At 65.0% G+C, this 22821-nt stretch carries 16 protein-coding genes and 1 pseudogene; 8 read left to right on the forward strand and 9 right to left on the reverse strand.

Features of this window, described 5'->3' with window-relative positions; all coding sequences use genetic code 11:
* Positions 1-51: 51 nt before the first annotated feature.
* From scpB to GGD40_RS05125, 3 genes are all read right to left on the reverse strand, one after another.
* Entirely contained in the window at positions 52-1101 is a 1050-nt protein-coding gene (gene scpB, locus GGD40_RS05115; protein ID WP_179742988.1) for an SMC-Scp complex subunit ScpB, read from the reverse strand.
* A 370-nt stretch (positions 1102-1471) separates the two neighbouring features.
* Positions 1472-2713: a pyridoxal phosphate-dependent aminotransferase gene (locus tag GGD40_RS05120; protein ID WP_179742989.1), complete on the reverse strand. Its 1242-nt coding sequence runs from the start codon at positions 2711-2713 to the stop codon at positions 1472-1474.
* Positions 2714-2814: 101 nt separating this feature from the next.
* Positions 2815-3717: a LysR family transcriptional regulator gene (locus GGD40_RS05125; protein ID WP_176057997.1), complete on the reverse strand. Its 903-nt coding sequence runs from the start codon at positions 3715-3717 to the stop codon at positions 2815-2817.
* A 409-nt stretch (positions 3718-4126) separates the two neighbouring features.
* On the opposite strand from GGD40_RS05125, the pseudogene GGD40_RS05130 reads away from it, so the two are divergent.
* Positions 4127-4522: pseudogene (locus GGD40_RS05130) on the forward strand (transposase); the annotation flags it as partial.
* Positions 4523-4818: 296 nt separating this feature from the next.
* The gene (locus GGD40_RS05135) at positions 4819-5073 is read left to right on the forward strand and encodes a hypothetical protein (RefSeq protein WP_035550940.1); all 255 of its coding nucleotides are present in this window, start codon (positions 4819-4821) and stop codon (positions 5071-5073) included.
* 286 nt (positions 5074-5359) lie between these two features.
* On the opposite strand, the gene GGD40_RS05140 is transcribed toward GGD40_RS05135, so the two are convergent.
* Positions 5360-5683 (reverse strand): hypothetical protein, encoded by a 324-nt coding sequence (locus GGD40_RS05140; RefSeq protein WP_179705342.1) that lies wholly within the window; start codon positions 5681-5683, stop codon positions 5360-5362.
* A gap of 265 nt (positions 5684-5948) precedes the next feature.
* Here GGD40_RS05140 and GGD40_RS05145 point away from each other — a divergent pair, with 265 nt between their 5' ends.
* The 3 genes from GGD40_RS05145 to GGD40_RS05155 all read left to right on the forward strand — a co-directional run bounded on the left by GGD40_RS05145 (position 5949) and on the right by GGD40_RS05155 (position 7659).
* Positions 5949-6668, forward strand: a complete 720-nt coding sequence (locus GGD40_RS05145; protein WP_373565317.1) for a YdcF family protein — start codon at positions 5949-5951, stop codon at positions 6666-6668.
* A gap of 251 nt (positions 6669-6919) precedes the next feature.
* A complete protein-coding gene (locus GGD40_RS05150; RefSeq protein WP_111933697.1) occupies positions 6920-7165 on the forward strand; it encodes a hypothetical protein in 246 nt (81 codons plus the stop codon).
* A gap of 236 nt (positions 7166-7401) precedes the next feature.
* Positions 7402-7659 carry a hypothetical protein gene (locus GGD40_RS05155; RefSeq protein ID WP_035550951.1) on the forward strand — a complete coding sequence of 86 codons (258 nt, stop codon included), beginning with the start codon at positions 7402-7404 and terminating at the stop codon, positions 7657-7659.
* Between the two features lie 108 nt (positions 7660-7767).
* On the opposite strand, the gene GGD40_RS05160 is transcribed toward GGD40_RS05155, so the two are convergent.
* A complete protein-coding gene (locus GGD40_RS05160) occupies positions 7768-8058 on the reverse strand; it encodes a putative quinol monooxygenase (protein WP_179705346.1) in 291 nt (96 codons plus the stop codon).
* A gap of 590 nt (positions 8059-8648) precedes the next feature.
* Here GGD40_RS05160 and GGD40_RS05165 point away from each other — a divergent pair.
* Entirely contained in the window at positions 8649-9947 is a 1299-nt protein-coding gene (locus tag GGD40_RS05165; protein WP_179744876.1) for an EAL domain-containing protein, read from the forward strand.
* A 31-nt stretch (positions 9948-9978) separates the two neighbouring features.
* Here GGD40_RS05165 and arfB read toward each other — a convergent pair whose 3' ends face one another.
* Positions 9979-10383 carry an alternative ribosome rescue aminoacyl-tRNA hydrolase ArfB gene (gene arfB / locus GGD40_RS05170; protein ID WP_035550959.1) on the reverse strand — a complete coding sequence of 135 codons (405 nt, stop codon included), beginning with the start codon at positions 10381-10383 and terminating at the stop codon, positions 9979-9981.
* A gap of 165 nt (positions 10384-10548) precedes the next feature.
* On the opposite strand from arfB, the gene GGD40_RS05175 reads away from it, so the two are divergent.
* Entirely contained in the window at positions 10549-11190 is a 642-nt protein-coding gene (locus GGD40_RS05175) for a VC0807 family protein (protein WP_179742990.1), read from the forward strand.
* On the opposite strand, the gene recD is transcribed toward GGD40_RS05175, so the two are convergent.
* Genes recD through recC form a run of 3 tightly spaced genes read right to left on the reverse strand, consistent with a single transcriptional unit; the run spans position 11191 to position 20269 of the window.
* Entirely contained in the window at positions 11191-13200 is a 2010-nt protein-coding gene (gene recD / locus GGD40_RS05180) for an exodeoxyribonuclease V subunit alpha (protein WP_179742991.1), read from the reverse strand.
* A complete protein-coding gene (gene recB / locus GGD40_RS05185) occupies positions 13197-16895 on the reverse strand; it encodes an exodeoxyribonuclease V subunit beta (protein ID WP_179742992.1) in 3699 nt (1232 codons plus the stop codon). The genes recD and recB overlap by 4 nt, the downstream gene beginning before the upstream one ends.
* Complete coding sequence (recC, locus tag GGD40_RS05190) at positions 16892-20269, reverse strand: exodeoxyribonuclease V subunit gamma (RefSeq protein WP_179742993.1); 3378 nt, start codon at positions 20267-20269, stop codon at positions 16892-16894. Before recC ends, recB begins: the two co-directional genes overlap by 4 nt.
* Positions 20270-20470: 201 nt before the next feature.
* On the opposite strand from recC, the gene GGD40_RS05195 reads away from it, so the two are divergent.
* A complete protein-coding gene (locus GGD40_RS05195) occupies positions 20471-22804 on the forward strand; it encodes an FUSC family protein (RefSeq protein WP_179742994.1) in 2334 nt (777 codons plus the stop codon).
* Positions 22805-22821: the final 17 nt, after the last annotated feature.

The raw sequence follows: 22821 nt of genomic DNA on the forward strand, positions 1-22821 counted from the left end.
ATGTCAGGTCGCGCACGCCCATTGCGGGCGTGGCAAAAAAGTTCGGTTACGTCAGGCGCTGCGCGACTCGGGTTCGTCGTCGGTCAGAATGCCTGCGTCCTGTGCGGCATCGCGACGACCCTCAGAATCGTCGTGCGCCGCCGTGGTCGGGTTCGGCTCGGCGGCGTGCTCCGTATCGCGAAGTACGCCCGAGTCGTGCGCGGGTATTGCCGGATCGGCCTGGGAGACCGGATCGTGATGCTGTGCGGACTCGGCGACGCCGGTCTGCGGTTCAACGTTTGCCGTTTCGGCATGTTCTTGCGCGGCCGAAACGCTCACGGCAGCCGGATGCGAGTCCGGCGTGGACGCGGAGCCGGCAGTGCCGGCGTCCGACAGCGGCGCCTCGCCTGCTGCTTGCGGGATATCCCGCTCTCCGCCTGCGGCAATCGCGTCAACCGATTCATCCGCAATGGCCTCTGCCTCGCTTGCGTTGAATTCAATCGTCGCGCCTGGCGCACCCTCTTCATCTGCGACCGAAGCCTGCTCAGCGGTTCCGATGTCAGCAAACTCGATTGCGTGCTGGCCAAGCAGATCCGCGTTCAACTGCGCGGACGGATCGGCCAGCGGCGGCAATTCGTCGAGCGCCTTCAGGCCGAGGTCATCGAGAAACTGACGCGTGGTCGCGTACAGCGCCGGTCGCCCCGGCACGTCACGATGGCCGATCACTTCGATCCAGTTGCGATCCTCGAGCTGCTTAACGACCTGCGTATTCACCGTCACGCCGCGAATCTCTTCGATGTCGCCACGCGTGACCGGTTGCCGATAGGCAATGATCGCGAGCGTTTCGAGCACCGCGCGCGAATATTTCGGCGGTTTCTCAGGATGCAAACGATCCAGATACGAGCGCATCGCGGGCTTGCTTTGAAATCGCCAGCCCGACGCCAGCCCGACCAGCTCCACACCGCGCCCAGACCAGTCGTGCCTGAGGTCTTCGAGCAAAGTTCGAACGGTGTCTGCCGACACGCCGTCGGCAAAGAGCTTGCGCAACTCGCCGAGCTTTAATGGCTCCTGCGCGCAGATCAAGGCAGTCTCGAGGACGATCTTCGCCTCTTGGGTATTCATGCAGCTAGGTCAGACCCTGTGGTCAAAGAACCGGATCAAACAGACGATTTGGAACTGAAGACGCGCTCGCCCGATTCTGATCGGTCATATTGATGGGAGCACGCACCGGGGGGTGGCGAAACAGACTATCGAGCCAAACCCAGCCGGACGGAGCAGCGAAATTCCTGAAAGGAACCGCGTGACTGAGCGCCATATTACGCAAAAACAATCGGTGCGTAAAGACGAAATCCCCGGCGCATTTTCCAGCAACACGTTGGCGGACATGCTTTTGAGAAAAAACGGGAGTAATTGGACAAAAAACAGAGTTTTCTTGGTCAATCCCGATCAAACGGATCCCGCCTCGCTCTTTTCCGCCATTCGTTCAAGCCACTTAACCCGCTGCGTCATGTTGTGCCAGGAAGCGCTTGAGACGCTCGACACCTGCGTCCAGCCGCGCCGTATCGCACGCGTAGCACCAGCGCACGAACCCTTCGCCCTGCGGCCCGAATGCGCTGCCCGGCGCCACGCCCAGTCCCACTTCGCGCACCATCGCTTTACAGAGCTCGAGGCTGCGGGTCGCGCCCGGCATCGAGAAAAACAGGTACATCGCGCCGGGCGGCGCCTTGACGTCGACACCCCGGATACCCGAGAGCGCACGCACCAGATGGTCGCGTGACGCCTTCAGATCGCGCACCAACTCCTGCGTAAAACGCTCGCCCTGCTGGACGGCCGCGATGCCCGCCTGCTGCACGAAAGCCGGCGCGCACGATGTGTTGTACTCGACCAGTTTGCCCAGGTCGTCCATCAACGCGGCCGGCGCGACAATCCAGCCGAGTCGCCAGCCGGTCATCAGCCATGCCTTCGAAAACGAGTTCACGCAGATCACGCGCTCGTCGCGCGAGGCGAGATCGAGAAACGACGGCGCGGTGCGCGATTGCGGCGCGCCCGCGTCGATAGCGGAGCCACTGACGTCCGCGTCCGCATAGTACAGGCGCTCGTAGACCTCATCCGCGACGATCCAGATGCCGTGGCGCCGGCAATGCGCCAGCACGGTGCGCTGCTCGTCGCGGCTCATCACCCAGCCAGTCGGATTGTTCGGCGAGTTGACCAGCAGCATCTTCGTGTCCGGCGTCAGCGCCGCGAGCAACTGCGCCATGTCGAGCTGCCAGCCGTGTTCTCCGTAGCCGAGCGCCACCGTTTCCACGTGCGCGCCGAGAATCTTCGGAATCTCGACCAGATTCGGCCACAGCGGCGTCACCGCGACGACGCGGTCGCCCGCGCCCACCACCAGTTGCGCCGCGAGCATCAGCGCATTGACGCCCGCGCTCGTGACCGCGATGTTATCCGGCGACGTCGGGCCGTGCAGTTTGCCGACATACCCCGCGAGCGCCGCGCGCAGCGGCGCGATGCCCAGGTTGTGCGTATAGAACGTCGCGCCGGCGGCCAGTGCGGCGCTGGCGGCGTCGCGAATGAAGGCCGGGGTGACCCGGTCGGATTCGCCGAACCAGAAGGGCAACACGTCGTCGACGCCGAAACCGGCGTTGGCGACTTCGCGGATCTGCGAAGGACGCAGTGCGCGCACGGCGTCGCGCGCATTGGGGACGGAGGGCACAGGCAGATCCGATTCGCTCATCGAGACTTCCAGACAGACGTTGGAGGATAAAAGCTGAAATTCAGCACCGGCGACAGTTTAGCGCGAGGGCTGTTTGGGGGACGGCGAAGCCGGGTGCCCCCTCACCCCAAATCCTCCGCCCGCGCCGGCAGTTCGCGAATCAGCCCCCACACCGCCTCCGCCGCCGGCGACAGCGAGCGATCGCGCCGCCGCACCAGTTCGACCGTCCGCTCAGCGCGCGGCACCAGCGGCCGCGCCACCAGCGACGCCCCCGCCGGCAGCGGCAACGCCAGCCAAGGCAGCACGCTGACGCCGACGCCCGCCTCGACCAGCCCAAAAACGGTCGCGGAATGCCCCAGCTCCTGCACCACCGTGGCGCTTACGCCGTATTCCTGCATCACGGCGTCGATGATCGGCCGGCTGCCCGACGCGTAATCGAGCATGACGAGCTGCTGGCCTTCGAGGTCGGTCCACGCCACCTTTGTCTTAAGCGCCAGCGGGTGATCGTCGCGCGACACGACGCAGAACGAATCGGTCATCAGCGACTCGCTGAGCAGATCGTCGGCGGAAAACGGGCCGATGATCACGCCGAAATCGACCTCGCCCGACTTGACCTTGCGCACGACATCGCTTTGCACGTCGTCGCGCAAACCCAGCGTGACGTACGGAAACTGCCGCCCGCAAGCCGCCACCACGCCGGGCATCAGGCGGCACGCGACCGTCGGGCTAGCAGCCACCACCACGCGACCGCGCCGCTGTTCGCCGATTTCGCGAATCTCGCGCAGCGCGTCGTCCAGATCCGTCAGCAGCCGCGACACGCTCGACACCAGATTGCCGCCGACGTCCGTCAGCTGCACCTCGCGCGTCGTCCGATCGATCAGCTTCAGGCCGATCTCGCCCTCCAGTTCCCGCACACAACGGCTGACTGCCGACTGCGTCAGACCGATCTCATCCCCCGCCCGGCTGAAGCTTTGCAAGCGCGCGACCTCAATGAAAACCCTTAGTTGGCGCAGCGTCACATTCATTTACCGACCTCATCAATTTCACCGTTTAATGCGCATTGTATGGTGAAACCGGTCGCCCTATTCGCTTTTAAGCACATCGCTGCAATGCAGCAATAAGGCGCAAACGCACGCTGGACGGGCCTGATTGCACAAGATTGGTGATTGTCCTGATTTGCGGGATGGGTTTTTTGGATTCTCATACGCCCCTAGCTAGCGCCCGCGCTGGCCCGCTGTCACAGGGCTTTCAGGCGGTCGGACTCAACTTGGCACACTTCCTGCATTTACATGCACACAGGGTCGGCGCCATGACTTCTGACTGCATAGCAGACCGTGGCAAGCCCGACCCCCCTTGGCACTCGCCTATCGAGTGCATGGAGAGTGCGCGGCGCGGGGCAGCGCACCGGAGTTAGCTTCGCTGAGGTGAAACATGATGCTGTTCGACGATTTGAGAGACAACGAGTGGGCGCTGGTCGAGGCTTTGTTCTGTGCGGAGCCCGCACGCAGCGAACGCCGCGGTCGGCCACGCGTGGAAGCGCGCGCGGTGGTCAATGCCGTGCTGTGGGTGCTGTCGACGGGCGAAGGCTGGTCCAAACTGCCGGGCCGCTATCCGTCGCCGCCGACCTGCCGCCGCCGTTTCGACGAGTGGCAGGCCGATGGTACGCTCGCCGAAATAGTTAAGCGACTCAACACGAGCGGTCGTGAAGTTTCGCTGCGCGGGCGCATTGGCGCGACCGCCGCGAAGCCGCCGGCGCCGCCGAGCCGTGACCGTCTGCGTGGCGCGTTCTGGACCAATCCGGAATCGTGGCGCGCGCCGGTCAAGATGGCCTGACGCGAATTGTTTTGCCTCCGGGCGCCTGCGGGCGCCCGGCGTATATCTGGGCCGCCGTGCGTCCGTGTCGACGCCTGCCGGCTCCGGATGGGCACCGCCCTCGGCGCGCCCACCACAGTCGTCCCTTCCCGCCAAGCCGAGCTTGATATCGCGCGGCTTCAGACATCTGAGGCCGCGCGTTTGTTGCGGATGAAACATCCATTTACTATTACTTACAGCGTGCTTTCGCAACCCGGCATACCTTATGGATATGCAAACAGGCCTTGAATCGATCGGCTTGACGGGAGCTCAGCATGAAACCAATGTCACTGCTTCTGTGCGGCATTGTGATTTCATCAATGGCCGCACCGGCGCTTGCCCAGCAGCGCCCTGAAGGATGGAACTGGCGGCCGGAACGAACAGCCAGCGTGGAAGCCTGGCAACAGGGTGAGACGCGCGGCCGCGACTTCACGCCGCCGGCGCCGCGCGGCGATTTGCGCGGCGATATCGCCAGTAATGTACGCGCGCGGCCGGAAATGCCGCGTGAGAATGCGCCGAGGCGTCGTTAAGTCGCGATCGCGCTTTCGAATTGAATCGCTGGGGAACCAGGCGATATTACGTTAGTCTGATTTAACGCCATTAGCACAGCGTGGCAGTAGTAAATCCGGTACGCCCGTATCCTCGCGATACGGGCTTTTTTTTGGGCGCGAGCAGAAGCCGCTCGGCAACCCTCGGCGCCGTGCGGACCTGATGAATGTGGTGTACTTGAACCGAAGCAAAACGGCAGCAACAATACCGTCACTCCCAGCCGCGCGAAGCGGCCGGAAAGCAGCGTCAGCGTCCCTGTCTACGGCGCTAGGGCCGGACTTCGAGCGCGGCGGTAGGCCGCGTTTCGGCAGGGGTGACGACGTAGTCGTTCATGCGCTGTGCGGTCCAGCTGAGCAGGCGTTCGTCGTGCGCGAGCCGCATGAATTCGGCTCTGCCCCGCTCGGTGAGTACGGCGATATCGACAGGTGCGTGAAATCCCGGAGCCGGTGCGACGGTGCGCTGACGAACGGTGTCCATCAGGCCCAGCGCGCGAAGATATTGGAAAACACCCGGCCTTCTGGCCCATGGGACCTGGCGATATTGCGCCCGCCGCAGCGCTTCAAGTACCGCTTCGTTGGAATACGTGGTCATCTCACTTCTTTCTTAAAGTGCAGCTATGACTCATCTATGCCCAACACATCACCGCGCCACCAGTGACGCGCTCAGCACCCGCCCTTGGCTGGAATCTGGCTGCATCTGGTGCGGCCGAATCCGCCAGGTGCTGCCTGGCCTCGTTTTCGGAACCCCCGTCTGAACGGCATGTTAGCGTTCTGCCCACGAACCGACGATGCAACCGCTGCGGCGCGATAGCAAGCCCGTAGATTTATCCCGAAAGTCATACGTTACCCCATTTAAATTGATTCTATTCACTTTATTGGCGCTTTTTTTTGCAGCAATCGTGCTATGGAAACGCGCCCGCCGCCCCCTTGCCGTCGGCGCAATCGCCGTGTTCTGGTTGCTCGCCGCGGGCTGGCTCACCGCGCCTTTGCTGGATCTCGCGCAGCCGCGCGAACAGACCGCGATGCCTGCCCGATTCGCGCCGCGCACCGCGATCATCCTGCTCGGCGGCGGCACCCTCTACGATCGCGACCATGTGCTCGTGCCGCCGCACGACGTCCTCGCGCGCATTGCCGTGAGCGCGCAGAACTACGCCGCCTGCAAGCGGAGCGCGACCACCTGCCAGGTGATCGTCAGCGGCGGCAATCCGCAGCGGCATGGCGCGACGGAGGCCGATACCTATCTGCCCTATCTGCTGCGCGACCAGGTGCCGCGCGCGGATATCGTGCTGGAAAACGCCAGCCGCACCACCTACGAAAACGCCCGCAACGTATCGGCCATTCTCAACCGATCACGCTACGACACCTTGATACTCGTCACGTCCGCCTACCAGATGCCACGCGCACTGCTCGACTTCCAGCATTTCGGTCTCGAGCCACAACCGATGATCTCGAACGCGCGCCGCGCACAACTCGGTGTGCTCCCGCGTTATGACAATCTGGTAAGCGCGGAAACTGCATTGCACGAGTTGGTCGGCATCGCGCAGTTTTATGTGTATCGCGCGATTGGATGGTTTTGAAACGCGAGCGGTACAACACGCCGCTTTATTTAGAGATGCGAATGTTTCCCGTATCCGCGATGCATTTCGGCCGTATGCAATTGGCGGAATCGTCCCGGGCAACAAGTGTTGATGGAACGTAACAAGATGTAACGAATTGTCATTGCAGTTACAAAACCATCTGCTGGAGCGGATATTGCTGGCTAGAATGCATTGTCTTTCCGTTTGGACAGGCAAATACTCGGATCCATAACCACTCTGCGGAGGTAACAATGAAGAAAGTGTCCCTGGCGATCCTGGTTTCCCTCAGTGCCGTAACGGGCGCGGCGTATGCGCAGGACAACGGCGTCATGATGAGCACCGATCCGGCCAAGGCCGCCGACGTCGAACAGCGTGCGCAAGATTTGCAAAACCGTCAGCAGGCAATGGAAAGCGCACCGGCCATGCCGATGAAACATCACAAGATGGCTCCGCATCATCACAAGAAGGCCGCCAAGGCCGACGCCGCCAGTTCGTAAGCGCCGCTTCGCTACACGAATCCGCAGCCTGGATTTTTAGCGCACGACAACCGTCACCCGTGGCCTCGCCGCGAAGGTGAAAAGCCGAAGCCGGCACCGCCGGCTTCGGCTTTTTTGTTGTCTAATGGTCCTGCAGCAAAGCTGCGGCGCCCCGCGGACGGTGTGCTACAGTCGCGCACCGTCCGGCGCCCAGCCGGACTCCCCTAACCCGTGCGCACCTTGGTGCGGAGGACAGCATGAGCAACATCCAGCTAGATATCGAATGGACCGAAGCAGCATCCAAGAAAATCGAAAAACTGATGCCGCGCGGCGGTCAGGAAGCGTTTCTGGCGCTGCCGCCCGTCGAATGCCTGCCGATGGAAGGCGACGTGCTGTTTCTCGGCCCGGACGGCAAGCAGCAGCCGTTCATCGTCGCGGAACGCCAGTATCACCATGATGGCGACGCCGACTGGACCATCATCCTGATCCTCGACGTCCCGCAAGCCACGCATTAATCCCACGCTGTAAACGCCAACGGCGAGCACCGCGCGGACCGTTTCCGGACCGCCAGGCGCTCGCCGTTACTTCATGCGATCGAACCCATCGATCGCTCGCTCGACCGCTTACACGATCTTCGACACCACCCGAATTTCCGAGTGTTCGACCCAGTCCGTCACGGCTTGCTTATACGCCGCGATATGCGCGGACTTGGCATGCGCCGCCAGCGCCTCCTGACTTTCCCAACGCTCGACGAACACAAACCGGCGCGGCTCCTGCAGGTCGCGATGCAGATCGTACTGAAGTACGCCCTGCTCTTTGCGCGTCGGTCCGACGATACCTTCGAGCGCCTGACGCAGTTGCTCTTCATAGCCCGGCTTCGCGACCGAGATTGCGACCACTGCGATTTCCGACATGCCTGACCTCCAATTAACGAAAAGAAGCAGCAGCATAACCGCCGGGCGTCAATCGTGCAGGCGGCCGCCGCGCGCTACGAGACGACCGCTTTCACCCTCTCGCGTCTCGCCTGACAAAACCGCCCGCCCCACGCAAAACGTCTGAGCACCGTCCTGGCCTAAATTTTGGCGGGTGCCCATTTACTGCGCTGCTACGCTCGGTTTCATACGGACGATTGATTGCGAGCCGCGCAATCTGTCTTCATGCACTGCGAGCGCGCAAGCAGGTTCGAGCAGGTCGCGCGAAATGCGGGCCCGGCAACCGCCGGATAAGCTTGTTGCAGGCGGTTTCGCGTGGCCCTCAGTTCTGTCCCCGCGTCTGTGATAACCCGCACATTCACGCGAATTGCAAACTGCTAGACTGGTTTGAATACTCCGCCGGAGTCCGGCATGGCTGGCATCGCTCTGCGCGTTCCTGGGCTGTATCCGTCCTGCCCTGCCGACGAATGGGCTGTGCATCCGTTGCGCGCCGAAGCAGTTTGCGCGCCCCGTCACCCGCTTGCCGCGATGTCACCATGTCCGCTCTCGTGCCCGCCTTTATGCCCGCGTCTATGCCAAGCGTCAGCGAATTGACTCTGAGCGGCCTGCTGCCGCATCTGGTCCGGGACGAGTCCGGCTGGACCGCGACGTGGCGTGCCTTGACACTGCATAGCGTGTTCCAGCCGGTGCTGTCGGTCACGCATCAGTGCGTGGTGGGTTACGAGGGCTTGCTGCGCGCGTTCGATCCGGTCGGCCTGCCGGTCTCGCCTGAAGTCCTCTTCTCCGGCACCCGCTCCGCCGCCGACGCGCGCGAACTCGACCGTATCGCGCGCTGCCTGCATGTGGCGAATTTCATGGAGCAAGGCATCAGCACCGGCTGGCTATTTCTGAATACCCGTCCGCAGGTGTTTGAAACCGGCTGGCCGCAACGCACTTTTATCGATGAACTGTCGGCGCATTTCGGCTTGCCGCAGGAACGCATCGTGATCGAAGTGCTGGAGCAGCCCGCCGACGACGAATCCGCCGTCGCCAGCATGCTCGCCGCGTCGCAACCGCGCGATTTCCTGATCGCGATCGACGACTTCGGCACGGGCTTCTCGAACTTCGACCGCGTGTGGCGCTTCCGTCCGGACATCGTCAAGCTGGACCGATCGCTGGTGGCGCGCGCGGGCAAGCGCGAGGGCGACGATTCGATGATTAGCCATCTGATCGCGATGCTGCATCAGTCCGGCACGCTGGTGCTGGCTGAAGGCGTCGAGACCGACGAAGAGCTGATGATTCTGATGCAGGCCGACGTCGACTTCGTGCAAGGTTTCTGGCTCGGTCAGCCGAAGGGATCGGTGCAGGCGGCCTGCGCCAAAGTGCCGGCGCTGATCGAGTCGATGTGGACCAAGTTCGCCACGTACGAACGCGAGCATGCGGGCCACCAGCGGCTCGGTTTCGAAGGCTTCGCGGAAAGCGTGCTGGCCGCAGTCGACACCTTCAAGACTACCGGCGATCTGCGCCAGGCGGCGCAAAAGATCTGGCATCTGAGCGAAGCGCGCCGGGTATTCATCACCGACGGCCAGGGCGAGCAGACGCAGCCTTCAGTCACGGCGGCCTCGGTGCCGCCGCCACCGCTGCGGCTCGCGCCGCTCTACACCGACACACGCAGCAACTGGTCGCGGCGCGCCTATTTCAAGCATGCGCTCGCCGCACCGGGACGCGTCGCGATGATGGGTCCGCATTATTCGCTGGCTGACGGTCAGGACTGCTATACCGCGGCGATTGCGTTCGAGCGCGACGGCGGGACGCATGTGCTGTGCGTGGATTTTGTACCCACCGCGACCACGGCGGATGTGCGTCATGGCGGGCGCGGCGGTAAGCGTTAGCCGCGTCACTCGCGTCACTCAACTACGCAAATCAATCCTCCACCCGGCCGCGGCCGGATTTGATCTCGCTGCGTTTAGCCTTGCCGTCCAGCCGCCGCCGATTGGATGCGCGCGTGGGCCGGGTCGCGACACGCGGCTTGCGCGTCACGCTGACGCTCTCGATCATCTCATCGAGCCGCGCCAGCGCCGCCGCGCGATTCATCTCCTGAGTTCGGTGTTCCTGCGCCTTGATGATCACCACGCCGTCGCGCGTCAAGCGATGGTCGGACAACGCGAGCAGGCGCATCTTCAACACCTCCGGCAACGACGAAGCCTGTACGTCGAAACGCAGATGAATGGCGCTCGACACCTTATTGACGTTCTGCCCGCCCGCGCCTTGCGCACGTACGGCGGTCAACTCGATTTCGTTCGGTGGGATCGGATAGCGGGAAGTCATGAGGCGGGTCTGGGCAAAGAGACGTCAGTGTACACAGCGAGGCGCGCGGCGCGCAGCCCGTCATGGGTTACGGACTATCGGACACGAGCGCCGATGCGAAAAACTATTTGCGTTGGCACACCCAGTTCGCGGATACTGCGCTTTCCGCTTACAGCGTAAATTCATATGAAACTCCGTCCGGGTTTTGTGCTGGAACTGGTCGTCAATTTTCTGCTGCCGTGGCTCGTGTACCGGTATTCGCATCCGCATCTTGGCGAGACCGGCGCGCTGATCGCCTCCGCGGTGCCGCCGATCCTCTGGAGCCTGATCGAACTGGTGCGCTTCCGGCGCGTCGACGCGCTCAGCGTGATCGTCGTGGGCGGCATCGTGCTGTCGATCGGCGCCATGGCGCTGGGCGGCAGTCCGCGTATGTTGCTGTTGCGCGAGTCGCTAGTGTCCGGCGCGATCGGCGTGGCGTTTCTGCTGTCTTTGCCAATGCGCCGCCCGCTGATCTTTTACCTCGCGCGCGCCAGCGTCGCGCGTGAAATGGAAGGCGGCGCCGCGCGCTTCGAAGCGCTGGTGCAGGAACGGCCGGGCCTCTCCGGCGCGCTGCGCATGATGACGCTGGTGTGGGGCGTCGGCCTGACCGGCGAAACGGCGCTCAGGTCGTGGATGGCGCTGACGTGGCCGATCGAGCGCTTCCTGGTGGTGTCGCCGTTCATCGGCTACGGCATTTACGGCGCGCTGACGGTCTGGACCGTGTGGTACCGCAAGAGCCTGCGCAAACGCAGCGAACCAAGCGTGCCGGCGGACGGCGTGGCCGGTTAATCAACGCCACGCTTCCGCGATCCGCGCCGCCAGCCCCGAATCGCGCTGCGTGGGCGTCGCGATCGCTTGCGCCAGCACGGCCTGCGAGCCGATCACTTCGACCCGCTCACGCGCCCGGGTAATCGCCGTGTACACCAGTTCGCGCGACAAGACGCGGCTGAATACCGCCGGCAGCATCAATACCGCGTGCTCGAACTCCGAGCCTTGCGACTTGTGGACCGTGAGCGCGAACGCCGTATCGTGCGGCGGGAGCGCGGCGGGCGACACCGCTCGCAGACCGCCGTCGCCGGTGCGGAAATAGACGCGCAACGCGCCGCCCGCCCCCGGCAATGCAATGCCGATGTCGCCGTTGAACAGGCCCAGCGCGTAGTCATTGCGCGTCACCATCACCGGACGCCCGGCGAACCAATGCGCGCCCACCGCCAAAGTCACCCCAGCCGAGCGCCGCACCTGAGCGGCCATGACCGTATTCACCTGATCGACGCCACGGGGTCCGGACCGGGTGGCGCACAAAATCCGGAAACGGTTCAGCGCGTCGAACAACGGCAGCGGGTCCGGCGTGTCAGTGGCGAGTGCTTCGGCCAGTGCGTCGGCATACGGCGCGAAGCCCGCGGCGAGTCGCGCGACGGTGCGCTCGGCGAGTGTCGCCTGGGTGTCTTCGTGTAGCGCCGCGGCGCACGCTTCGACCGGATCGATGACGAGCACGTCGAGCGCCGCGCCAGCCGAGCCGTTGCGGATCGCCACCGACAGCCGGCCGATCGGCGAGTCGAGGCCGAACCGGTAGTTGCGCTCGAGCCAGACGACGCAATCGGCGAGCGGATTGTTGGCATGGGGCGCCGACGACGCCGCATCGTGCGGCGCACCGGTGTCGGTGTGAGCGAAAAACGCATCCGGCTCTTCATCGGCACCGCGCGAGACGTCGGGCAACGCCTGCGCGAGCCGTGCGTTGTCGATACCCAATGCGTCGGCGATCCGCTGCAAGCCGGGTTGCGTGAACGCCGGCCGCGCGCTGAGTTCGGCGAACACCGCGCCGGCCTCGACGGCGGCGAGCTGATCCTTGTCGCCCAGCATCACGAGCCGCGTCTGCGGCGCGATCGCGTCGAGCAGATGCGCGGCCATGGCGACATCGATCATCGACGCCTCGTCGATCACCACGACGTCGTATGGCAACGGATTGTCGCGATGGTGCCGGAAGCGTCCGCCCGGCCCCGAGCCGAGCAGACGATGCAACGTGTACGACGTCTGCGGCAAACGCGCCGCCAGCTCGGGCGGCAAGTCGCCGGCGCGCGCGAGCAAGGCTTCCTGCATGCGTTGCGCGGCCTTGCCGGTGGGCGCCGCGAGGGCGATGCGCAAATCGGCGCAGGCATCGAGCAGACAGGCCAGCACGCCGACCACGGTGGTGGTCTTGCCGGTGCCCGGTCCGCCGCTGACGATCGTCAGACGCCCCGACAATGCCATGACGGCCGCGACGCGCTGCCAGTCGACTTCGTCGTCTCTGGGTGGGCCGAAGTAGCGTAGCAGGCGTTGGTGCAGGGTTGCGGCGTCGGCTTGCGCGTTCGTTTCGAGGTCGGCGTTGTCACCCGCCCCCGCATGCGCCACCAGCGAGCGCGCCAACCGCCGCTCGTAATCGTAGTAACGCGCGAGGTACAAGCGCCCTTGCCCATCGATCACCAGCGGCCGCAACGCCGCCGAAGTCTGCGACCCGTCGCTGGCCATGCCGCTCGCGAACAACGCCGCGCGCACTTCAGCGCTCGTCGCATCGAAGCGCCGCGCCAGCACCGCAAGCGGCACGCACACGTGGCCTTCATCGGTCGCGCGGCTCGCGGCGAACGCGCCCCGCGCCGCCCATTTCACCGCTTCGGTCAACGCCCCGCCACGCCGCGCCAGCGTCCCGATGCGGCGTGCAAAACCCTCGGCCAGCGCGACGCTGAAATCGGCCGGCGCGGGCAGACTCACGCCGATGTCGTCGATTTCCGGTGGCGCCGACGCGCTCTGGTCGAACGTGCTCATACGCCACCTCCAATCATGGCCGCGTCGAGCAGCGCCACCAGCTCGAACGCGGGCCGGCGCACATGCACGCCGGCTGCCGCGTCGGCATCCCGCCAATCCGGACGCACCCCGCGCACGAACAGATACAGGTAGCCGCCGATATGCGTCTCGTACGTGTAATCGCGCACCCGCGTCTTCAGATAGCGATGCAAAGCGACCGTATAAAGCAAAGCCTGCAGGTGATACGCGTGGCTCGCCATCGCAACTTCGAGCGGCGCCGACCCATAGTCGGCGACGGTGTCGCCAAGATGGTTCGACTTCCAGTCGACGACCCAGAAGCGTCCGTCGTGCTCGACGATCATGTCGATAAATCCTTTGACGAAACCCCGCAGCACGCCGGGTTCCAGTGCGACATCGGGATAGCCGTGTTCGATCAGCAGTTCGCGCAACGCCGGGAAAACGAGCGACGGCGCGGCAAACAGAAACTCGAGTTCGTTCAGCCGCCGTTGCGGATTCAAGCTGGCGAGCGTCATGCCCGGCACGAGTTCGGTGTTGACGATGTCGGTCAGCAGGTTATGCATCATCGCGGGCAGACGCGCGGCGAGTTCCGGCACAGCCGGCGCCGGACGTTCGCGCAGCGCGCCGCGAATCGCATCCGGCCACGTAGTCGGATCGCTAAAGTCAGCGAGTTCAAACATGCGATGCAGACACTCGCCCGCCGCCGCGCCGCGCGGAAACGCGAGAATGTCGTCTGCCGCGTAAGACGGCGTTTGCGGCGCGGGCACGAGCATAGGCGGCGGCGCGAGCGCATCCGCGATCTCGTCGTGATCGGGACGCACGTCTTCCGCCGGCGCATGCATCTCCTCGGCCTTGCTGCCGGCCGCGATCAGTCCGCTGAAACTCGCCATCCGCCACTGATCGCGCAACGGCCGGCGACTGGCACGCGCCTGCATCCTCGCGCCGCTGTCCTGCAGGCTCTCCAACGGCACGCGGCGCTCCACCTTAGGTAACGGCTGCAGCGTCACCGGGCCGCCCGCCAGCGCCTGCCAGCTCGCGGCCAGCGCGGCTTCGTCGGGCGGCTCGGCGAGCCAGTCGTCGAAACTGTGAGCGCCACCGCCTGCCAGCCAGTTCAGCACGCTGCGGCGCGACTCCTTGGTCGAGCGCGACGACAGATAAGTGCCGGCGACCAGATAGCAGCGGTACACCGCGCGCGTCAGCGCCACATACACGAGCCGCGCACGTTCTGCCGCCTGCTCGCGCGACGCATAGCGCGACGCGCGTTCGGCCTCTTCGTCGTCGCAACCGTAGTGCAGCACGGCCGCGCCGTCGTCGTCGTGATACTCGCGTGCGTCGGGCAATCCGGACGACGGCGGCTCGCGCAACGCGCCGTCGTTCAGGAACGGACAGAACACCACCGCGTATTCGAGCCCTTTCGATTTGTGCACGGTCACGATCTGCACGAGGTTGCGGTCCGATTCGAGCCGCAACTGCGCGTCTTCGCCGCCGCCCTGGGTGCGTTGCGCGGCCAGCCAGCGCAACGTGGGCGCGATCCCGGGCTGGGTCGCGGCGCGCGCCTGCACCAGTTCGGCCAGATGATTCACGTTCGTCAGACGGCGCTCGCCGTCGACGCCCGCCACCAGCCGCTGCGCGACGCGCAGTTCGCGCATCAGCGTGCGCCACATCACCGCGAAACCTCGCTCATGCCACAGCGTGCGATAGCGCGAAAAACGTTCGACCCAACCCATCGCGTCCGCGGCATGCGCGGGATCGTCGGCGGGCGCGGGTGCGTCGGCGACCTGCTCGATGCGCCACAGCGACGTGGCGTCGAGACCGAGCCAGTCGGTCGCCAGCGCGGCGCGCAGACGACGCAGATCGCCGGGCGTATCGACGGCGGCCAGCACGCGTTCGATCTGCTCGGCGTCGAGCGTAGCGAACACCGAGGCCTGCGCCAGCTCGACACTGCCGACGCCCCACGCCGCCAGCACGCGTTTGATCAGACTGCCCTGCCGGTGCGTTTGCACCAGCACCGCGATATTGCCCGGCGCGAGCGGCGCGTCGCCGATCGTCACCGCGCCGTGTCGCGCGCCGCGCAACAGACGCACGATCTCGGCGGCGCACGCTTCGCTCGCTTCGCGCTGCGCGTCGCGCTTGGTCAGCGCGGCGTCGCCTTGCGGCAAGGTCCAGATGCGGAAATCGCCGCCGCTCGCGTCGGGATCGACGAAGGGCGCCCGGCGCCGTTCGCCCGCGCGCACCGGTTGATAGTCGAGGCCGTCCAGCACGAACGCTCGCGGGTTGGCTTCGAAGAAACGGTTGCACGCTTCGACGATCGGCGCGGTCGAGCGCTGATTGACCGCCAGCGTGTAACACGCGGACGCCGCCGCGCGCGCCGCCAGATACGTATGCAGATCCGCCGCGCGAAAACTGTAGATGGCCTGCTTCGGATCGCCGACCAGAAACAGCGGACCGGCCGGCGCGAAGATGCGGCTGAAGATCGCGAACTGCAGCGGATCGGTATCCTGGAACTCGTCGATCAGCGCGGCCGGATAGCGTGCGCGCAAGGCATCGGCCAGCCACGGATTCGCTTCAAGCGCCCGGTACAGGTTGGACAACAGATCGTCGAACGACACCACCCGGCGGGTACGCTTGCGCGCAACCAGTTCGGCCGGCGCGTAGTCGAGCCAGGTCTCGACGAGCGAGAGCCAGCGCGCGCGTTGCGCGGCTTCGGCCGCAATCACGGCTGCCGCGAGCGCTTCCGCGTGCTCGAAGAACACGTGTTCGGGCGGTTCGAACTTGACCTTGGTCGCCTTCTTCAACGCCGACACGGTGAGCTTCAACGCGGCACGCGGCGGCGGCGCATGGCAATCGCCTTGCGCGAAGTAATCGGTCCACGCGGCGATCGCGGCGCTCACATGGTCAGGCTTGTGAGTGGTCTTGCTCAGACGGTCTTGCGCATCGGCGAGCAGGCGGACAATTCCGTCGCGCTCCGCTTGCCAGACTTCGCAAGCGGCGTCGAAGCCGGCTTGCGGATCGGCGCTGCCGCCGCTCGCGTCCACCGTGCCCCAGCGCAATTGCGCCAACGGCTTTTTCAGACGCCGCGCGAGTTGCTCGTCGAGCGAAGCGGGACCGGCGCGTTTGGCCACCAGCCATGCGGCGAACGCGGGATGCGCGTGCGCAATCGGTTCGACCTGTTCGCGCCAGAAATCGGCGGCCATTTCGAAACGCAACGCGGCGTCGTCGGCTTCCATTTCGAACGCGAACGGCATTGCGGCGGCGAACGGCGCCTCCTGCAGCGCGCGCTGACAGAAAGCGTGAATGGTGTGAATCGCCGCCTGGTCGAAGGTGCGCAGCGCGCGCCGCACCACCTTCAACGCAGCGTCGCGCTCGATGCCGCTGTCCGGCGCCAGCGTCGTTTCAAAGAGACGCTGGATAAACGGATCGCCGCCGTCGTCGTCCATTTCGATCGCGCGATGCAGCTCCGCGAGACGACCGCGGATCCGTTCGTGCAGTTCGGCGGTCGCCGCTTTCGTGAACGTGACGACGAGAATCTGATCCGCGTTCAGGTTCTTTTCGAGCAGCAAGCGCACGTACAACGCGCAGATGTTCCACGTCTTGCCGGTGCCCGCCGACGCCTCGATCTGGTTCACGCCGTCGAGCGAACAGCCGAACACATCGAGCTCTTCGGCGACCAGCGCATAACTGTGCACGGCGCCGCTCATGACGCGCTCCGCAGATGCTGGACCAGCGGTTTAAAGACGATCGACGCAAGGCTGCCGAACGGTTCGTCGAGTGTGAGCGGCGTGCCGCGCAGCGCGATGCGCAACGCGGCGTCGTCGGATTCGCCGCGCACGCGGTCGTTGATCCAGACACCCTGGGCGGCGGAGTCGCTTTCGCTGACCTTGGTCCACGCGCTCTTCGGGAAGAAGCGCAGCGGCAGTCTGCGCCCTGCCCTGAATAACGCGGCGAGCGGCGCCAGTTGATCGAGCGGCGCGGCAACCGGCGAGAGTTCGAAGCTCTCGCCGCTGCCATGCCAGACGGTGCGGCGCGGGCCATCCGGCCGCGCAGCGCAATAAACCAGGTGCGCGAGCCACGCGGACAGATAGTCGCGGGCAGTCGGCTTGGCGTAGCGGAAAATCACCTGTCCTGTTTCAGTCAGCAAATTCAAGGTGCCATGCAGTTGCAGCGGCGTTTGGGCCGCTTCGCGCAACGCCGCGTCGTGAGGGCCGAATAGCGCGCCGGCCATGTCCGCGCTCTCGGGCCAGCGTGACGGGATATCGAGCACGAACGGCAAACGCTCGACGCCTGAGGCGACCTCGCGGCGCACGCTGTCCGCAAGCTGGCGCAGCGCGCCGAGTTCACGCGCGCGCCAGACCGCGCCGGTCGCGCCGCCCGGCAATTCGGGACTCGCGGCGGCCACGCGGCGCACGCGTTCGAACATCACGTCGTCTTCAATGTCGACGTCGAGCAGCACCGGCAGCAGACGCTCCGCCAACGCGTCGCGCCCCGCGTAGTCCAGGTCGAACGGCTCGGTGTCGAGCAACTCGCCTTGCGCGTCCGACAACACGATGCCCAGACGGTCACGCAACAGCGCCCGCGCCGGATGACGCCAGAAGCGCACGAATTCGTCGAAAGCCACCGGCTCCGAAGCGTCTTCCGGCGTCAACGGTTGATCGAAGAACGGGCCCGCCACCGCATGCTGCGGCGCGGCCAGCAGGGTGGCCAGTTCCGCGCGATCGGCGTCGTAACTGAACAGCTCGTTGTGCGGCACGAAATAGTCCGACGCGAACGCCTGCAACGGGTGGTCGACGATAAACGCATGACGCGCTGTCTCGACTTCCGCCGGACTCGCGTCCTCGCCCGCCGACACCTGCGCGAGATGGTCGAGCAATTCGTCGACCAGCGCGGCCGGCGGCAACGGCGCGTTGTCGCGAATGCTGCGGCCGGTATACGCGATGAACAACTGGTCGCGCGCGGCCAGCAGCAGATCGAGGAACAGATTGCGTTCGTCGTCGCGGCGCTGGCGGTCGCCCGCCTTGCCGAACGCGGCCATCAGGTCGAATTCGTCGGCACGCGCGAGACTGGGCAGCACGCCGTCGTCCATGCCGAGCAGGCAGACGATCCGGTACGGCAAACCGCGCAAGCTGGTCAGCGACGAAAACGTCACGCTGCCCCAGGGCACGCCACCGCGCGCCGGGTCGTCGAGCGCTTCGGTGAGCGCGCCGCGCACCACCGCGGCGGGTAGCGGCACGTGTTGCGCGCCGGCTTGCATCGCGTCGCCCATCTTGTCGATCGCGTCGCGCACGGCCGCCAGCGAATCGGCGAACTCGACGCCGCCGTCGAAACTCTGCGCGAGCGTTTCGAGCAGCAACTGCGTCCATTCGACAGGCGTTCGTTCGATCGCGCATTGCGCCGCGAACGACTCGACGTCGTCGACGAAACGCGACAGGCGGCCTAGCAGTTCGGCACTCGAACCGCCCGCGCCTTCCACCGGCAGCCACGCGTCCACAGGTTCGCCGCCTTCGGGCATGGCGTAGCCGAGGTAGAGACGCGTGAGCGCGTCGGCGAACGTATGTCGGGCGATCGGCACGTGCTCGCCGGTCGGCGGGACCGGCGTGAGCCCACGACGCGCACCGGCCGCCGCCAGCCATTCCTGCGCGGCTTCGAGCGATGTGGCGTCGATCTCGTAGCGCGCGGCGATGGCGTCGACGCGCAGCCATTCGATCAGATCCGGCGCGCCGACGCTGCGCTCGGGCAAGGCCAGCCAGTCGAGCAGCAAACGCGCGACCGGATTGGCCTGCGACGGCGGCAAACCGGTGATCCGATACGGAATGCGGCGCGCGTCGCCGGCGGGCGTGGTGCCGAACACCGCGTCGATCAACGGGCCGGCCGCCGCGAGGTCGGAGACGGCGACCAGCACATCGGACGGCTGCAGATCGTCGAACTCGTCGAACCAGCCGAGCAGACGGTCGTGCAGCACTTCCAGTTGGCGCGACAAGCTATGACAGACATGGACCTCGATGCCGCGCTCGATCGGCAGCTCGTCGGCATCCGTTTCCGGGCGCAGATCGAGAATGCCGTTTTGCACAGCGGCGAGCCAGCTCGGTTCGGGGTTCTCGGTGAAGTCGCCGGTCTCGCCCGATGCAGCGCTTTCGGTCAGTTCGTGCAGCATGTGCAACTGCGCCTGAGTCTGACGCCCCCATTCAGCGAGCAGCGGATGGCCGACTTGCTGATAGTCGAGTTGCCCGGCCGCGTCGAGCGCTTCGACACGGCCCGCGCTGACCACGTCGAACCAGAACTCGCGGCACGGGTTCATCACGTACAAACGCACGTCGACCCAACGCGACAGCGCCCGCAACAACGCGACGTGCAGCGGCGGCATGGTCGGCAGCGCGAACACGCTCACCGCTTCCGGCCAGCGCGCGTTTGAAATGGCTTCGAGGTCGAGCGTGCCGATGTCTTCCAGAAAACGATACGCGGGCGGTAAGGCGGCGGCGGGCGTCTGCGCGTCGCCGGCCAATTCCGCGAGCACCGCGCGCCACAACGCGGCCTGCCAGCGCTCGTCCTCGCGCGCCGCATCGCTTGCGCCGACGAGGCGCGGGCCGGTGTCGTCCAACGCGCCGCTGGCGAAGATCGAACCGCCCTTCTGCCACTGCAGCAACCATTCGGGGCGATAGGTCAGATAGTGCTCGAGTACCGTGGCGACGCGGCGCGCCAGTTCGTAGCGCATCGACGCATCCGCCGCGTCGAGATAGGTGCGCAGTCGCGGCGACGCGTTCCATGGCAACGCTTCGTCCGCGTCACCCAGCAACCGGTAGCAGCGCCACACGAGGCGGTCCGGCGCGAACGGCGATTGCTTCGGCACTTCGATCACGCCGCCGATCTGCGCCCACAGCCACTGCGCGAGGTAACCAAAATTGACATTCGCGCAGATGCCCTGCCGCGCGGCGATGTCGAGTTCGAGCCGGCGCCTGACCGCCGCGCTGGGGACGATCACCGGCTGCGCGGTCCAGGGGTCGGACGGCGCTTGTGCCAGGTCGTCGAGCAGCGCGCCGACAAGGGTTTCATAGCGGTTCGAATAGAAGAGCTGGAGCATGGATCCTGGGGAAAACGTGCGGCACGAGCTATGCGCGAAAAGCGCACCGGCCATTGAAGCGACAGCATAACAAACGCGCTCCCAGGGCAGAACCTGGCCGAACGGACGAGGTCGAAACCCGGCCAAAATCAGTTAGACTCGACGGCAGTTTGAGTCTGTCCCTCAACCGCGTTTTTCCAGTGAGTGGAACCCAGGCAGTCGATGCGCTATTCGGTTGAAATAAAAAAATTCCTCTACAGCCAGTACTTTTATGGCGGCTTGCGCATCGCGGTCGGCGTGTCGTTACCGGCGGTACTGTGTCTGATCGTGTTCCACGATCGCGACCTCGGCTTCACGATCGCGACCGGCGCGCTCGGCGCGTGCGTGGTCGACATGCCGGGTCCGCTGAAGTACAAGCACAACGAAATGCTGGCGTGCACGGTGATCGGCTTTCTGTCGGCGCTCGCCACCGGGCTGGCCACGGTGAATCCTGTGGCGCTCTGGTGTACGGTCGTGCCGCTCACGTTCGTGCTGTCGCTGATCGTGGTGTACGGCAACCGCTGGCCGCAGATCAGCTTCGCCACGCTGTTCATGATGATCATGACGCTGGAGGAGCACTTCACGCCGATGCAGGCGCTCGTCAACGCGTCGTGGATTCTGGTGGGCGGGCTCTGGTACACCTACTGGTCGACCTTCGTGAGCCGCTGGATGATGCATCGCATCGAACAGCAGGCGCTGGCCGAGAGCGTGTTTGCGTGCGCCGACTATCTGCTCGCGCGCGCCGCGTTCTACGACCTCGACAACGATCTCGACGAGTGTTATCGCAATCTGGTCGACAAGCAGATCGCCGCGGTGGACCGTCAGGAGGCCGCGCGCGACATCGTGCTGCGCAACCTGCCCAAGTTGAAGAGCGGCAAGCTCGAACCGCGTCGCGCGATGCTGTTCAATCTGTTCATCAATACCGTCGACCTGCACGAGCTGTTTGTCGGCGCGCATACCGATTACTCGCTGGTGCGCAATACCTTCGGCGGTTCCGATCTGCTGGTGTTTTACCGCGACCTGATTCGCAAGGCGGCCGCCGATCTCGAGGAGATCGGGCTCGCGGTGCTGCAAAACCATCCGCCGCGCCAGCGCTCGAACGTCAAGGCGGAATTGCGCGCGATCGAGTTCGAGATCGAGTTGATGCGCAAGCATGATTTGCCGCGCAAGAATCCCGAGGCGTATTCCGCGGTGTCGGCAAATTTCCGGCGCATCTGGAGCGCTACGCGGCTGATCGACAAGATGCGCAAGAGCCTGTCGAGCGATCCCAGCACCGGCGAAACCGAATTGCGCCTCGACCAGGCGCTCAATCGCTTCGTATCGAGCCGGCGTGTGCCGTTCGGGCAGATCTTCTCGAACCTGACCATGGCCTCGCCGAGTTTCCGGCACGCGTTGCGCGTGACGATCGCCGTCGCCGTGGGGTTCTGGCTCGGCCGTTTGCTGCCGCTCACCAACGCGTACTGGATCGTGATGACTACCGTCATCATTCTGAAGCCCGGTTATTCGCTGACCAAGCAGCGTAATGGACAGCGGATCGTCGGCACGTTGATCGGCTGCGCGGTGAGTATCGCGCTGATGATCTTCGTGAAAGATCCGCACATTCTGCTGGTGGTGATGTTCGCGTCGATGGTGATGAGCTACAGCCTGCTGCTGTTCAATTACACGGCTAGCGTGGTGTTCACGTCGTCGTATGTGCTGCTGATGTTCCATCTGCTTGCGCCGGGCAGCATGCGTATTATCGGCGAACGCGCGATCGACACGGTGGTCGGCTGCGCGATCGCGATTGCGGCGAGCCATCTGTTCCCGTACTGGGAATACCGTTTGATGGGCAAGCTCGTCAATACGATGATCGGCGCGACGCGGCAGTATCTGGAAGCGAGCTGGTGGTGGAGCGGTAAGCCGGCGGCGGCCGTGGTAGCGACCGTGACCGAAGCCGGCGCGCGTGCGCCGGCGGCGGCGATGGCGGATCCGGCGATCGAGTCGGGTCAGCCGGTGGTAGCGGCCAAGGCGGCGGCGACCGCGCTCGACCGCGACTATCGCTATCGGCTGGCGCGCAAGAACGTCCACGTGGCGTTTGCCAATCTCGGGCAGGCATTCCAACGCATGATGCTTGAGCCGAAGTCCGCGCAGAAGTTCGTGCCGGAATTGAATGGCCTGCTGGTACGCAGCCATGTGCTCGCGTCGCAGATTACGGCGGCGGCGCCGTTGCTGCGCACGTCCGCGCAGCAGCATGTGGAAGGTGTTTCGCTCCAGCCATTGCAGCGCGCGCTGAGCGTGGTCCGCGACAATTTGACCGAGGCTGAAGCCGGAACAGCGCCGCCCGCCGATCAGAGCGAGCAGATCAAACTGCTGAACCGCGAACTGGATGCAATGGTGGTCGATACCGAGAAGTCGACGGATGTTTCAGCCGACGCGGTGCATGACATGAAGCTGCTTGCGCATCAGTGCAAGCAGATGCTGGCGGCAGCGGCGCTGATTCGCAAGGATGCGAGCGTGATCCGGCTGCCGGAAGAGTGAGCGCGGGGTTTGCCTCG

This window comes from Paraburkholderia bryophila, from assembly GCF_013409255.1.
Taxonomy (GTDB): Bacteria; Pseudomonadota; Gammaproteobacteria; order Burkholderiales; family Burkholderiaceae; genus Paraburkholderia.

Bases quoted from the DNA above. Each gene is read 5' to 3' on its own strand.
- scpB (WP_179742988.1), bottom strand. From the start codon at position 1,101: ATGAATACCCAAGAGGCGAAGATCGTCCTCGAGACTGCCTTGATCTGC.
- GGD40_RS05120 (WP_179742989.1), bottom strand. From the start codon at position 2,713: ATGAGCGAATCGGATCTGCCTGTGCCCTCCGTCCCCAATGCGCGCGAC.
- GGD40_RS05125 (WP_176057997.1), bottom strand. From the start codon at position 3,717: ATGAATGTGACGCTGCGCCAACTAAGGGTTTTCATTGAGGTCGCGCGC.
- GGD40_RS05135 (WP_035550940.1), top strand. From the start codon at position 4,819: ATGAAACCAATGTCACTGCTTCTGTGCGGCATTGTGATTTCATCAATG.
- GGD40_RS05140 (WP_179705342.1), bottom strand. From the start codon at position 5,683: ATGACCACGTATTCCAACGAAGCGGTACTTGAAGCGCTGCGGCGGGCG.
- GGD40_RS05150 (WP_111933697.1), top strand. From the start codon at position 6,920: ATGAAGAAAGTGTCCCTGGCGATCCTGGTTTCCCTCAGTGCCGTAACG.
- GGD40_RS05155 (WP_035550951.1), top strand. From the start codon at position 7,402: ATGAGCAACATCCAGCTAGATATCGAATGGACCGAAGCAGCATCCAAG.
- GGD40_RS05160 (WP_179705346.1), bottom strand. From the start codon at position 8,058: ATGTCGGAAATCGCAGTGGTCGCAATCTCGGTCGCGAAGCCGGGCTAT.
- GGD40_RS05165 (WP_179744876.1), top strand. From the start codon at position 8,649: ATGCCAAGCGTCAGCGAATTGACTCTGAGCGGCCTGCTGCCGCATCTG.
- arfB (WP_035550959.1), bottom strand. From the start codon at position 10,383: ATGACTTCCCGCTATCCGATCCCACCGAACGAAATCGAGTTGACCGCC.
- GGD40_RS05175 (WP_179742990.1), top strand. From the start codon at position 10,549: ATGAAACTCCGTCCGGGTTTTGTGCTGGAACTGGTCGTCAATTTTCTG.
- recD (WP_179742991.1), bottom strand. From the start codon at position 13,200: ATGAGCACGTTCGACCAGAGCGCGTCGGCGCCACCGGAAATCGACGAC.
- recB (WP_179742992.1), bottom strand. From the start codon at position 16,895: ATGAGCGGCGCCGTGCACAGTTATGCGCTGGTCGCCGAAGAGCTCGAT.
- recC (WP_179742993.1), bottom strand. From the start codon at position 20,269: ATGCTCCAGCTCTTCTATTCGAACCGCTATGAAACCCTTGTCGGCGCG.
- GGD40_RS05195 (WP_179742994.1), top strand. From the start codon at position 20,471: ATGCGCTATTCGGTTGAAATAAAAAAATTCCTCTACAGCCAGTACTTT.